The 13,254-nt window shown below is 45.0% G+C and carries 11 protein-coding genes; 1 reads left to right on the top strand and 10 read right to left on the bottom strand.

From position 1 onward, the window contains the following. Positions 1-16: 16 nt before the first annotated feature. Entirely contained in the window at positions 17-331 is a 315-nt protein-coding gene (locus B9A91_RS05200) for a hypothetical protein (RefSeq protein ID WP_084237332.1), read from the bottom strand. 5 nt (positions 332-336) lie between these two features. Then, positions 337-603, bottom strand: a complete 267-nt coding sequence (locus tag B9A91_RS05195) for a hypothetical protein (protein WP_084237331.1) — start codon at positions 601-603, stop codon at positions 337-339. A 200-nt stretch (positions 604-803) separates the two neighbouring features. Here B9A91_RS05195 and B9A91_RS05190 point away from each other — a divergent pair, with 200 nt between their 5' ends. After that, on the top strand, positions 804-3,077 hold the full coding sequence (locus tag B9A91_RS05190; RefSeq protein WP_084237330.1) for a tetratricopeptide repeat protein: 2,274 nt from the start codon (positions 804-806) through the stop codon (positions 3,075-3,077). A 6-nt stretch (positions 3,078-3,083) separates the two neighbouring features. On the opposite strand, the gene ilvA is transcribed toward B9A91_RS05190, so the two are convergent. The 8 genes from ilvA to ilvC all read right to left on the bottom strand — a co-directional run bounded on the left by ilvA (position 3,084) and on the right by ilvC (position 13,237). Beyond that, positions 3,084-4,328: a threonine ammonia-lyase IlvA gene (gene ilvA / locus B9A91_RS05185; protein WP_084237329.1), complete on the bottom strand. Its 1,245-nt coding sequence runs from the start codon at positions 4,326-4,328 to the stop codon at positions 3,084-3,086. 74 nt (positions 4,329-4,402) lie between these two features. Next, positions 4,403-5,461 carry a 3-isopropylmalate dehydrogenase gene (gene leuB, locus B9A91_RS05180; protein WP_084237328.1) on the bottom strand — a complete coding sequence of 353 codons (1,059 nt, stop codon included), beginning with the start codon at positions 5,459-5,461 and terminating at the stop codon, positions 4,403-4,405. Between the two features lie 23 nt (positions 5,462-5,484). Further along, a complete protein-coding gene (locus B9A91_RS05175; RefSeq protein ID WP_084237327.1) occupies positions 5,485-7,002 on the bottom strand; it encodes an alpha-isopropylmalate synthase regulatory domain-containing protein in 1,518 nt (505 codons plus the stop codon). An 18-nt stretch (positions 7,003-7,020) separates the two neighbouring features. Then, entirely contained in the window at positions 7,021-7,617 is a 597-nt protein-coding gene (gene leuD, locus B9A91_RS05170; RefSeq protein WP_084237326.1) for a 3-isopropylmalate dehydratase small subunit, read from the bottom strand. Between the two features lie 17 nt (positions 7,618-7,634). Beyond that, a complete protein-coding gene (gene leuC / locus B9A91_RS05165) occupies positions 7,635-9,059 on the bottom strand; it encodes a 3-isopropylmalate dehydratase large subunit (protein ID WP_084237325.1) in 1,425 nt (474 codons plus the stop codon). Positions 9,060-9,097: 38 nt separating this feature from the next. Beyond that, positions 9,098-10,261 carry a 2-isopropylmalate synthase gene (locus B9A91_RS05160; RefSeq protein WP_084237324.1) on the bottom strand — a complete coding sequence of 388 codons (1,164 nt, stop codon included), beginning with the start codon at positions 10,259-10,261 and terminating at the stop codon, positions 9,098-9,100. 12 nt (positions 10,262-10,273) lie between these two features. Further along, entirely contained in the window at positions 10,274-11,749 is a 1,476-nt protein-coding gene (locus B9A91_RS05155; RefSeq protein WP_200815604.1) for an ATP-binding cassette domain-containing protein, read from the bottom strand. 6 nt (positions 11,750-11,755) lie between these two features. Further along, positions 11,756-13,237 carry a ketol-acid reductoisomerase gene (gene ilvC / locus B9A91_RS05150; RefSeq protein ID WP_084237322.1) on the bottom strand — a complete coding sequence of 494 codons (1,482 nt, stop codon included), beginning with the start codon at positions 13,235-13,237 and terminating at the stop codon, positions 11,756-11,758. Positions 13,238-13,254 lie beyond the last annotated feature (17 nt).

The raw sequence follows: 13,254 nt of genomic DNA, 5'->3' as shown, positions 1-13,254 counted from the left end.
GGGTGCGAAGTTTCATTTAGCTTAAGTTGTCTCCAAAAATTTTAGTGCCATCTTCTAATACTACAATGTTCCCATTGGCGTCAGCGGTACTTAATCCCACTGTCATGTTAAATGGCTTCCAGGTTAGGGTAGGATAGGTGGTTGCCGTCTCTCTAACAAAGGTTACTTTATATTTAAGTGTGGTAGTTGTACCACTAGATATTCTAACTTGTCCATTTGTGAGATAAGCAGGCAATATTTCAAATTCACTAATGGTGCCTACGTGCTGTGCTTTGGTATTGTACGAAATAAAAAAAAAAGTGAAAAGGATTATGCATTGTATGTATTTCATATCGGCTATTTTATTGATTTTTCATAAAATGTAGTTAATTTTTGTCGGCTAATTTGGTCTACACCGAGTAAAGAAAACTGTTCCGTTTTCTCATTGTATTCGATTTCTTCTGGTTTAACATCGATCAATTTCGCCATGTAGACTCTTAATACTGAGATCTCAACTTTTTTAGTTGTTTCGTCAACCGGTAGTTCCAGTGTTTGCTTTGCGCAGCTTAGCATCACGGGAAGGATAGCGATGCCTAGCACAGCTCTTTGAATTGTTTTTATCATAAGTTTTTATTTTTTGACTAAGGTACTTATTGATCAATTGCTAAAAATCCAATTTACGTGAACTGTGTTTTCTACTACGTGAATGGATACCATATTACGTGAATGATTTATCCCTATATCAGCTGTAAAGATGATGTTACAGTGAAGTAATATCTGGCAGAAAATTTGCTGTAAGCCAGAACAAAAAAAGTTAACGCTACATGGTAGATCTGGAATACTTACACTCCCTTTACAACAATAACGATCATGAAGCCTGTCTGGACGCAGTAAACCTGTTCCTGCTGGTAAACGATAAAAATACAGAAGCATTGCTGCTTAAGGCCAAATGCGAATATCAGGCAGCCTTTAATGAAGGTTTGAATGAAGAAGAGGAAGAAAACGAGAATATGCTGGAGCCGGCTTACAACAGCTTCAAAATGGTACTAGATCTGGACCCTTCAAATGAAGAGGCCATGTTGTACCTGGCCTATATCAATACCTTCCTTACCAGGGCAAATCTGGCTGAATCCATCGCCTATTGTGATGTGCTTTCAAAATCTGCCGATCTTGCTACAAGAATTAAGGCCATTAGCTACCGCATGGAAGCATGCAGCATGAGGGGGGCAATTGCCCAGGCTCTGGAAGATGCAGATAGTCTGATTGGCCTTACCCGAGATTTTTATAAAGACAACCGGACTGCACTCGAATATGAGCTGGGACAGATCTACATGAAGAAGGCAGACCTGTATCTGGAACATCAGCAGGACGAAAAGAAGGCAATGGGGGCCTTTACAGAAGCCCTTGGTTACCTATATCCCGACCCCCTCACTTACAATACTATTGCCAGGCTGGCTTTTGATAATCAGGAATATGAACTGGGCGGAAAGGCGGCCACAATGGCTTTACTTGAAAACAATGCCGATTCCGATAGTGAACTGATGGCCTTGCAGAAGAGGTTGGAAGAGCTGAGCAGCAAGGGTATTGAGAATAAACCACTGGCAGAGGCCAGGTTTGTAGCGTTCAGGATATTTGCCCCCGAACTGGATTTTGATACGGTAGAAATGCTGAATTTTGCGCAACAATATATAAAACTGTATCCCGACTGGTACATTCCTTACCATTATGCAGGCGCAGCATTATACGATGCTAAAAGTTACGCCGAAGGCTTGCCTTACCTGGAAAAAAGTCTGCAGCTTGGCGGACGGGCATTTGGTCTGCAGCGTTATTTCGAGTCTGTGTACCGGGTAAAAGGCAGCCTGCCGGAACCAGAAAAATGGCCTGATGATGCCGCCGCTGATTATTACAATGCCGGTGTAAATTTTGCTGAATTTGAAGCGGAGGTTTATACCCCTGAAATTGGCGGTGAACTGTTAAAAATCAGAACGGAATTCTACAAAAAATCCTATGATGGCTTCTACGATCTGTTTTACAACAATAAACAAAGAAAAGGTCCTTACGATACTGATCCGCATATTTTTGCCATGTGCTGCAATAACTATGGAATTGCACTTAGCGCACAGGGGCAGTTGGAACAAGCAGTTGAGGTGCATAGACTGGGCTACTCCTTGTCGCCTTTCTGGGAACAATTGAGCAGCTGGGGAACCGCACTTAAAAGGCTGGGAAGGTACGAAGAAGCCCTGGATGTTTTGAATACTGCGGTAGCTTACGGCGGAGACTACCTTAGTTTTAGCAGTTACATTGAGTTGAAAGGAGAGATTCTGGAGGTACTCTTTAAGCTGGACAGGGTAGAAGAAACCAAAGCGCTCTTGAGTACTACCGATCAGGAATATCATACTTTTATCAAAGAAAACAGGGCTGAACTTACTGAGGAAGAACTTTTTTTGCTGAATGAAAGGTACATCACCGTTCAGAACATCAGGCTTGACCTGCTAAAGGAAGGAAGCCTGGAAGAAGCCAATAAAGCCTGGCAGGAGCAGCTGGATAAGCATCCAGACGACAATTCATCTTGGTTTATGCTGATGCAGAATTTTTACCAGATGAAAGATTACCGGCAGTGCATTGCCTGTGCAGACAATTATCAGTCAATAAAAGGTAAGGCCATGCAGCTAGACTCTATACAAAAAGTACATTTTATGCGGGGTATGTCTTATCTGTACCTCGAAAACTATGATAAGGCAAAAGAAAACCTGATCATCCTGCTACAGTCCTGCAAACTGGGCACTGAGGCTGAGGACAGCATCATCAGTGATGCCAATCTGCGATTGGCCGAGTGCTGCGCCAGGCAGGGATTATGGAAACACTGTATGGCCTTTGCCTGGAAGGCCATTGATTGCTATAACAAAAACGGATGGAGCTGGGATGAAGCACGGGTGCAAATGACACTTTATTATGCCGATGCCTGTCATGCCATCGGAGAAACCAAGGTGGCCATTGCAACTCTAAATACCATTCTGGAAGTATACCCGCGAAATCAGGACGCTTTGACAAGAAAAAAGGAGTGGAAACCCAAAGGGCTTTTCTCCTTTTTTAAGTAAACGTTGTTAAACCAGGTATTCGAATAGGGTCTGGTCGTTGTTCAGCTCAATAATGTCGAACTTAAATTCTTTCATCCGTTGTACCAATGCCTCATAATCGGCCTTGTTGGCCAGTTCTATTCCAACAAGTGCCGGGCCATTTTCTTTATTTGTTTTTTTTATAAACTCAAAGCGGGTGATGTCGTCGTGCGGGCCTAGTACGCTGTTTACAAATAACTTTAATGCACCTGGCCTTTGCGGGAAACGGACAATAAAGTAATGCTTTAAGCCTTCGTATAGCAAGGATTTTTCCTTGATTTCCTGCATGCGTTCAATGTCATTGTTGCCCCCGCTAATGACACAGACTACGGTTTTTCCTTTTATGATTTCTGCACAGGCTTCCAGTGCGGTAACCGATAAAGCGCCAGCAGGCTCAACAACTATGGCATCTTCATTATAAAGCTTCAAAATGGTCGTACATACCTGTCCTTCAGCAACAGACAGCATCTGGTCGAGTGCTTTTGCACACAAAGCATAAGTCAATTCGCCTACCCGTTTAACAGCTGCACCATCTACAAAACGGTTGATCTCTGCTAAGGTTACCGGCTTACCCTGCTCAAGAGCCTGCAGCATAGATGGGGCGCCCTCTGGCTCCACACCAATCAGCTGGATCTCTGGTTTTCTATCTTTCAGATAGGTGCCCGCACCAGCCGCAAGGCCACCGCCGCCAACTGGCATAATTACTACTTCAGTAGCCTGTAGGTCTTCCAGAATCTCTACGCCAACGGTTCCCTGGCCTTCAATGATGCTATAATTGTCAAATGGAGGGATGAAGGTCATGTTGTGCTTTTCGGTATAAGCTAAGGCCTCGGCAAGGCAGTCGTCAAAAGTATCGCCCACCAATACCAGCTCCACATTGCCGTTACCAAACATTTCTGTTTGTTTTACCTTTTGCCGGGGTGTAATTTCAGGCATAAATATGACGCCTTTTATATTCAGCTTATCACAGGAAAAAGCCACACCCTGGGCATGGTTGCCCGCGCTGGCACACACAATGCCCCTGCTCAGCTCATCAGCACTAAGCTGACTGATCATGTTGTAGGCCCCACGCAGTTTATAGGAGCGCACCACCTGCAGGTCTTCACGTTTCAGGTAAATTTCGGCCTGGTATTTTTCAGATAGTTTGGCATTGTAGATGAGTGGGGTACGCTTTACAATACCCGTAAGCCGCCTGGAGGCAGCTTCGGAATCCAGTTGAATTAAGTCAGTCATTTTTATGAAAATAGAACCGTCACCTGTTAAACAGATGACGGTCTGGTTAGTTTGCCGTTATGGACGGCAATGCATTAAATATTGGCTGCCAGCCAGTCGCCAACTTCGCTGGTTTTGTAAGCCTTGTTTTTTCCGGCCAGGTCTTCAGTTACAATCCCTTCAGCAAGTGATTTGTTTACTACAGCCCTGATCAATTCTGCTTCTTCTTTCAATCCGAATGCATCTTCGAACATCATAGCTGCAGACAATACGGTAGCCAAAGGATTGGCGATGTCTTTTCCTGCTGCCTGCGGATAAGAACCGTGGATTGGCTCGAACAGGGAGGTATGTACACCTATTGAAGCAGATGGCATCAGGCCCATAGAACCTGAAATTACGGAAGCCTCATCGGTTAAAATATCGCCAAACAGGTTCTCGGTGATCAGTACATCATATGCACTTGGCCATTGTACCAGGCGCATGGCCACTGCATCTACAAACTCGTAGCTAACTTCAACTTCAGGGTACTCTTTTTCCATGTCCTGTACGGTTTCCCTCCACAGTCGGGATGATTCCAGAACGTTTGCTTTATCTACGCAGCATAACTTTTTGCTGCGGGCCATGGCCATTTCAAAACCCAGTTTGGCCAGGCGTTGAATTTCTGCCCTGGTATAGGTACAGGTATCGAAAGCGGTATTGCCATCGTCTTTTCTGCCTCTTTCACCAAAGTAGATACCACCTGTTAATTCGCGCAGGATGATCAGGTCGGTACCTTCAATACGCTCTCTTTTTAATGGCGAGTTGTCAATCAGTGAAGGGAAAGTAAAGGTTGGACGCACATTGGCAAACAGACCCAGTTTCTGGCGCATTTTCAGCAGTCCCTGCTCCGGACGAACCGTAGCTTTAGGATCATTGTCGAAGCGTGGGTGGCCAATGGCGCCAAAGAGTACTGCATCAGCTGCCATACAAATTTCGTGCGTGGCATCCGGATAAGGCTCGCCTACAGCGTCAATTGCAGCGGCACCGGTAATGCCTGAAGTCCATACAATTTCGTGGTTAAATTTCTTTGCTACTGCATTCGATACTTTAACGGCCTGGTCTATAACCTCTGGACCGATTCCATCTCCTGCCAGCAAGGCAATATTTAGCTTCATTTGTCTTAGATTTTGTTTTATTTTTAAATAATATTCAGCATTTTTTGTGTGGCCTTTATGGCACAAACGGTCTGGTCAGAATCCAGTCCCCTGGTAATGAATACCTTCTGTTCTGTTTCCCAGGTAATCACGGTTTCGCATAAGGCATCCGAGTTACTGCCCGGTGCAATGCGCACGGTATAGTCGATCAGCTTTGGCAGGTCCCTCTTTTTCTTGGCGTATACTTTAGTCAGTGCGTTCATAAACGCATCAAACTGTCCGTCACCCTGTGCATGCTCTTCAAATTTCTCTCCTTCAATCAGCACCGAAATGGTGGCCGAAGGTCGTAAGCCCATGGCATTGGTTAGCGCATAAGATTGTACAGTAACCTTTTCTTCGTACAAGCTGCTGTCCAGCACATCAGATATGATATAGGGCAGGTCTTCCTTGGTAACGGTCTCCTTTTTATCGCCAAGCTCAATTACACGCTGGGTAACCTTTTTAAGGTCGGCATCGTTTAACTTTAAGCCGAGTTCCTGCAGGTTTTTCTCAATATTGGCTTTGCCAGAGGTTTTTCCCAAGGCGTATTTCCGCTTTCTGCCAAACCGTTCCGGCAGCAGGTCGTTAAAATACAGGTTGTTTTTATTGTCCCCATCTGCATGGATACCGGCAGTTTGTGTAAACACGCTGTCGCCTACTATCGGTTTGTTGGCAGGGATCCTTACACCCGAAAAAGTTTCAACCAGCTTGCTTACCTTGTAAATAGACGATTCTTTAATCTGTATATCTACTTCGGGTACAAAGTCTTTGATGACCGCCACAGCGCTGGCCATTGCCGCATTTCCAGCCCTTTCGCCCATACCATTTACAGTAAGGTGCAAGCCGTTGATACCCGCCTTTACCGCTTCCAGTACATTTGCCGTACCCAGGTCATAATCGTTATGGGCGTGGAAATCAAAATGGATGCCCGAATATTTCGCCAGGAGCGCAGTGATAAACTTTGTAGTTTCGGCAGGGGTAAGGATGCCCAGTGTGTCGGGCAGCAAGATCCTTTTCACAGGTTGGGTGGTCAGGAAGTCGAGATACTGATACACATATTCCGGAGAATTGCGCATGCCATTGCTCCAGTCTTCGAGGTAAACATTGGTTTCAATGCCATTTTTACCTGCCAGTTCAATCACCTGCCTGATTTCGGCAAAGTGCTGCTCAGGTGTTTTCTTTAGCTGGTGGGTTAAATGGTTCAAAGAACCTTTGGTTAGCAGGTTCTGCACTTTAACCCCTGCATTGATCATCCAGTCAATGGAAACGCCGTTGTCCACAAAAGACAGGACTTCTATACGATTGGCATAGCCATGTGCTTCTGCCCAGTTCATTACCGACTTTACAGCCTGGAACTCGCCATCGGAGACACGCGCAGAGGCAATCTCAACCCTGTCTACCAGGAGCTCTTCCAGGAGCAGCTGGGTGATGGTTAATTTTTCTGATATGGAAAACGACACTCCCGATGTTTGTTCGCCATCGCGGAGTGTAGTGTCCATAATCTCTATTTTCCTTTTTTCCATGTATAGGAGCAGGTTTTTTTAAAGTGGAAGGTGCTTTGCAAATTCCTCTATTTCAGGTTTGATGCTTTGCAGATAGTCGATATCGTCAAAGCCGTTCATCATGTTATCTTTTTTATAGGCACTGATGTCGAAACGTTCTTTTTCACCAGTGGCCAAAAGGGTAACGGTTTGTTCCTGAAGGTTTACTTCCAGCTCTGTTTTAGGATCGGCATGAATGGCCGTAAAGATCTTTTCAGCAAACTCCGGACTAACCTGTACGGGCAATACGCCAATATTCAGGCAGTTGTTTTTAAAGATATCTGCAAAAAAACTGGAAATCACACAACGGAAGCCATAATCGTAAACTGCCCAGGCAGCATGCTCTCTTGATGACCCTGAGCCAAAGTTTTTGCCGCCAACCAGTATTTTGCCACTGTAAACAGGGTTGTTCAATACGAAATCCGGTTTCGGGCTGTTGTCTGCATTGTATCTCCAGTCGCGGAACAGGTTATCGCCAAATCCAACACGTTCTGTTGCTTTCAGAAAACGTGCGGGGATCAGCTGATCGGTATCTATATTTTCAATCGGAAGTGGCACTGCCGTACTTCTTAATACATTAAATTTATCGTAAGCCATTTTAATATTTTTTTGTGTTATACAGCCTGTGCTGTTTCTTCAACGTTCTCAATCAAAGTTCTCGGATCGGTTACCACACCGGTAACGGCAGCGGCAGCAGCAACAAGCGGACTGGCCAGCATGGTTCTCGAACCAGGGCCCTGGCGGCCTTCAAAGTTCCTGTTGGAAGTACTTACTGCATATTTACCAGCAGGGATCTTATCGTCATTCATGGCTAAACAAGCCGAACAGCCGGGCTGACGTAAAGTAAAGCCAGCTGCTGTTAAAATGTCCAGCAATCCTTCTTCTTTGATCTGTGCCTCAACAATATGGGAGCCAGGTACCAGCCAAACGGTTACATCATCGGCTTTATGCTTGCCTTTTACAATTGAAGTAAAGGCCCTGAAATCTTCGATACGGCCATTGGTACAGCTGCCCACAAAAACAAAGTCCACTTTTTTGCCAATCATAGAATCGCCTTCATGGAAACCCATGTAGTTTAAAGATTTGTTATAGGTTTCTACACCACCTTCTACCTGGGCGGCATCAGGGATTTCCTGAGAAATACCTATTCCCATTCCAGGGTTTGTACCGTAGGTAATCATTGGCTCAATTTTGGAACCATCAAAAGTCAGTTCCTTATCAAACACAGCATCCGGATCGGTCTTTAAAGTTTTGTAATAAGCCAGGGCTTTGTCCCAGGCTTCGCCTTTAGGACTGAATTCCCGGCCCTTTACGTAATTGATGGTGGTCTCATCAGGAGCGATCATACCGCCACGGGCACCCATTTCAATACTTAAATTGCAAACAGTCATCCGGCCCTCCATGCTCATGTGCTCAAAAACATCACCCGCATATTCAACAAAATAACCTGTTGCACCAGAAGTGGTAAGCTGGGAAATGATAAACAAAGCCACATCTTTAGGGGTAACACCGGCGCTTAGTTTGCCATTTACATTGATGCGCATTTTTTTAGGCTTAGGCTGCATGATGCATTGCGTAGAAAGCACCATCTCTACTTCTGAGGTACCTATGCCAAAAGCGATGGCACCGAAAGCCCCATGGGTAGAGGTATGCGAGTCGCCACAAACAATGGTAGCACCCGGCTGTGTAATGCCATACTCCGGTCCTACAACGTGCACAATGCCGTTTTTCTGATGGCCCAGACCCCAGTGACTGATGCCATATTCTTTGGAATTTGATTCCAGAGCTTTTAACTGGTTGGCAGAAAGCGGATCTGCAACCGGCAGGTGCTGGTTAATGGTTGGGGTGTTGTGATCTGCAGTAGCAAAAGTACGCTCCGGGTACAACACTTTTATGCCCCTGTTCTTTAAGCCTAAAAAGGCAACAGGGCTGGTAACTTCGTGAATAAGATGGCGGTCTATAAAAAGTACATCCGGGCCACCTTCTATCTTACGTACTACGTGCGTGTCCCACACCTTATCAAATAATGTCTTGCTCATTTCTTTATTTATTATCAATTCGTTATAAAAGATGACCCTTATGCCAATTGCTGTTTGTTCATCATCAGCAATAAGTCCTGGTCGTTAATATCTAATTTACTATCTGCCACCGTAAGGAAGCGGTGATAGGCATCTGCCAGTTCCTCTTTGCTCAGGCTAAAGCCCAGGCGCTCTAGGTGAAATTTTAAAGCATGCCTGCCGCTGCGTGCGGTAAGTACAATGCTGGCATCCGGGAAACCTACATCTTCCGGACGTATGATTTCATAGTTTTCACGGTTTTTAAGGAAACCATCCTGGTGGATACCAGAACTGTGGGCAAAGGCATTGCTGCCCACTATAGCTTTGTTAGGTTGCACAGGCATCCGCATCTGCGAACTTACCATGCGGCTCAGTTCATAAAAATTCTTCGTGTTGATATTGGTATGCAGGCCTAAGGTCTGGTGTGTTTTCAGGATCATGACGACTTCCTCAATGGATGTATTTCCTGCACGCTCGCCAATGCCGTTAATAGTGCCTTCTATCTGGCGGGCACCGTTCTGCAGACCGGCAATAGAGTTTGCGGTGGCCAGACCGAGGTCATTATGACAGTGTACAGAAATAATGGCCTGATCAATATTTTTTACGTTTTCTTTCAGGAATTTGATTTTGCTGCCATACTGGTCTGGAAGGCAATAGCCGTTGGTATCCGGAATGTTTACCACGGTAGCACCGGCACCTATAACAGCTTCAACCATTTGCGCCAGGAAATTGATGTCGGCACGGCCGGCATCTTCGGCATAAAACTCAATGTCTTCTACAAACTGTTTTGCATATTTCACCGCATCAACGGCGCGGGCAAGGATCTCTTCGCGGGTGCTGTTGAATTTGTGTTTAATGTGCATGTCAGACGAACCGATACCCGTATGGATCCTTGGTCGTTTGGCATATTTCAATGCAGCAACGGCAGAATCAATATCACCTTTGTTGGCACGGGTAAGTGCACAAATGATCGGCTCTGATACCGCTTTTGAAAGCTCTACTACACTTTGGAAGTCGCCTGGGCTCGAAATAGGGAAGCCGGCTTCAATGATATCCACACCAAGGGCTTCAAGCTCTTTGGCAATCTCAATTTTTTCTGGGGTTGTCAGCTGGCAACCTGGTACTTGTTCACCATCACGAAGGGTGGTGTCAAACACATAAACTCTATTCGGATCGTGTAACATAATGTTGTAATTTTAGTTAGTATAGGTTTTTTGTGCAATAGTTTTGACGGATTTTACCTCGCCGTTCTCTAATAATATTCTTTTCTCAATACATTCTGGTACCTGGGCTTCAAAATGGCCAACATAGATCAACGTAGTCCCATTTTTGCACAGGTCATCTACCAGCTTGTTAAAATGTCTGGTCTGCTGCTGGTCTAAGCCCTGGCAGGGTTCATCCAGTATCAGGAGTTCCGGGTTTTTTACAATCGTGCGGGCCAGTAAGGCCAGTCGCTGTTTACCCAGCGGAAGCTCATTCATCAGGGTATCTTTATATTCCTCAAGTCCGAAATAATGGATCAATTCATCTGCCTGTGCTTTCTTGGTATAACCCGGATCGCAGTACAAACCAGAGCTGTTGTAAAAGCCGGAGACGATGCTTTGCCATACCGTTGCCGAGGGATCAAAATACCAGTGCAGCTCAGGGGATATCAGGCCAATCCGTTCTTTAATTTCCCAGATGCTCTCGCCGCTGCCCCTTTTGTTTCCAAAAAGGTGGAAATCATTGGCATAGGCCTGCGGGTGATCTCCGCAGATTAAACTCAGCAAGGTAGATTTTCCTGAACCGTTATGGCCGTGCAATACCCATTTTTCGCCAGCCTTAACTTCCCAGTTGATGTTCTTTAATACCTGTTTGTCGCCATAACGGATATTGACATCTACCATTTTTACAACCTGTTCAGATGAAAAAGGGACAGGCACATCACTCAGAAAGGCCGGAACGGGTTTCATCAAATGCTCAGGCTCATTCTGGTTACGTTGATCAGCAGAAATTTCTACCAGCTTACCCGCCTCTATTACCGCTATACGGTCTATGCATACCGGCAGGTCAGGCTCATTACTGATCAGGATCAGCTGTGTGCCGGATTCGGTGATTTCTTCAAGCAGGGTATTGAGGTTTTGACGCGAAAGGGTATCCAGACCATTGTAGGGGAGGTCCAGTATCAGCAGCTGGGGTTTAAGCCACAGGGCTTTAACCAGCTGCAGTTTTTTATGTTCCCCGCTAGACAACTGGATCAGTGTAGCATTTTTAAGCCCTGAAAAACCAAGGGCAGTTAAAATGCCCTCAGCTGTATTGAGCTCAAGTCCATATTTTTTGCCAAAGCTTTCCAGCTCCACCTGTACAGTGGCCGTAGTTTCTACAGCCTGTTTGTTGTAGCGTTGCTGATAGTAGAAATTGGACTGGCCTTCCAGGTCCTTAAACTGGAACCAGTTGGCCACATAATAAACCATTGCCGGCAAGCTGCTTTCAGGGTCAAAGCTGATGGCTATATTCCCGTAGCTGTGCGTAAGACCGGCAATGGCCTTAGCTAATGATGTTTTTCCTGTTCCGCTTGCTCCGCAAAGCAACCAGTTCTCCCCGCGGTTTATGGTCCAGCACAAATCCTCCAGTACAGGTTTATGCCGGTACTTTAAATTCAGCTTTGTGATATGGACGACGGGTTGTATCATAATAAATTAAGCTGTTTTGATAGATTTCATGGCAGTCATTGCTTTTCTAAGCCTTGCACCGATGATCTCTACTTCATGCGTGCGCAAGGCTTCGTTTACTGCGTTCAGTGTTCTGTTGTCAACACCAGCATCTTTTCCTTCGTTAAAGTTTTTACCAACCAGGTCGGTATCTACTTTTTTCATGAAATCGGCCAGTAAAGGTTTACAAGCCTGGTCAAACAGGTAGCAGCCATATTCTGCAGTATCAGAGATCACACGGTTCATTTCGAAAAGCTTTTTACGTGCAATGGTATTGGCAATCAGCGGGGTTTCATGCAGCGACTCATAGTAAGCAGATTCTGGTTTGATACCTGCCTGAACCATAGTTTCGAAAGCAAGCTCAACACCGGCCCTTACAAAAGCTACCATTAAAGTATAGTTGTCAAAATATTCCTGTTCAGCAATTTTAACATCACCAGCAGGTGTTTTTTCAAAAGCAGTTTCACCGGTTTCTGCACGCCAAGCCAATAGGTTCTTATCACCGTTGGCCCAGTCTTCCATCATCACTCGGCTAAATTCTCCGCTCATGATGTCATCCTGGTGTTTCTGGAACAATGGGCGCATAATGTTTTTCAGTTCTTCAGAAATTTCGAAAGCTTTGATTTTGGCAGGATTGCTTAAGCGGTCCATCATACCGGTAACACCGCCATGTTTTAGGGCTTCTGTAATTACTTCAACACCATACTGAACCAGTTTTGAAGCGTAACCTGCATCAATACCTTTTTCAATCATTTTATCGAATGAAAGGATTGAACCCGTTTGCAATAAACCACAAAGAATGGTTTGCTCACCCATTAAGTCTGATTTTACTTCAGCTACGAAAGATGATTTCAATACACCAGCTCTGTGACCACCTGTGCCTGCGCAATAAGCTTTAGCTTGTGCCAGACCTTTTCCTTCAGGATCGTTTTCCGGGTGTACCGCAATCAGCGTAGGTACGCCGAAGCCCCTTACATATTCAGCTCTTACTTCACTTCCCGGACATTTAGGTGCAACCATAATTACTGTAATGTCTTTACGAATCTGTGTGCCTTCTTCAACGATGTTAAAACCATGCGAATAAGATAAGGTAGCGCCTTGTTTCATCAATGGCATTACTGCAGCTACTACTGAAGTATGTTGTTTGTCAGGTGTTAAGTTAATCACCACATCGGCCGAAGGAATCAGTTCTTCATAGGTGCCTACTTTAAAGTTGTTGTCTGTAGCATTTTTCCATGAATCCCTTTTCCCTTCAATGGCTTCTTTGCGCAAGGCGTAAGAAACATCCAGGCCGCTATCTCTTAAATTTAAACCCTGGTTAAGGCCCTGGGCACCGCAACCTACAATCACCAGTTTTTTCCCTTTTAATGCATTTACACCATCCAGAAATTCTGAATTGTCCATGAAATCGCAAACGCCCAATTGGTTTAGTTGTTCTCTAAGAGGTAATGTGTTGAAATAATTTGACATCTTTTTTTGTTTTGATT

Source organism: Pedobacter africanus, from assembly GCF_900176535.1.
In the GTDB taxonomy this organism is placed as follows: Bacteria; Bacteroidota; Bacteroidia; order Sphingobacteriales; family Sphingobacteriaceae; genus Pedobacter; species Pedobacter africanus.
Note: the sequence above shows the minus strand (reverse complement) of the source record. Positions and strands in the feature narration are given on the sequence as shown.

Bases quoted from the DNA above. Each gene is read 5' to 3' on its own strand.
- B9A91_RS05200 (WP_084237332.1), bottom strand. From the start codon at position 331: ATGAAATACATACAATGCATAATCCTTTTCACTTTTTTTTTTATTTCG.
- B9A91_RS05195 (WP_084237331.1), bottom strand. From the start codon at position 603: ATGATAAAAACAATTCAAAGAGCTGTGCTAGGCATCGCTATCCTTCCC.
- B9A91_RS05190 (WP_084237330.1), top strand. From the start codon at position 804: ATGGTAGATCTGGAATACTTACACTCCCTTTACAACAATAACGATCAT.
- ilvA (WP_084237329.1), bottom strand. From the start codon at position 4,328: ATGACTGACTTAATTCAACTGGATTCCGAAGCTGCCTCCAGGCGGCTT.
- leuB (WP_084237328.1), bottom strand. From the start codon at position 5,461: ATGAAGCTAAATATTGCCTTGCTGGCAGGAGATGGAATCGGTCCAGAG.
- B9A91_RS05175 (WP_084237327.1), bottom strand. From the start codon at position 7,002: ATGGAAAAAAGGAAAATAGAGATTATGGACACTACACTCCGCGATGGC.
- leuD (WP_084237326.1), bottom strand. From the start codon at position 7,617: ATGGCTTACGATAAATTTAATGTATTAAGAAGTACGGCAGTGCCACTT.
- leuC (WP_084237325.1), bottom strand. From the start codon at position 9,059: ATGAGCAAGACATTATTTGATAAGGTGTGGGACACGCACGTAGTACGT.
- B9A91_RS05160 (WP_084237324.1), bottom strand. From the start codon at position 10,261: ATGTTACACGATCCGAATAGAGTTTATGTGTTTGACACCACCCTTCGT.
- B9A91_RS05155 (WP_200815604.1), bottom strand. From the start codon at position 11,749: ATGATACAACCCGTCGTCCATATCACAAAGCTGAATTTAAAGTACCGG.
- ilvC (WP_084237322.1), bottom strand. From the start codon at position 13,237: ATGTCAAATTATTTCAACACATTACCTCTTAGAGAACAACTAAACCAA.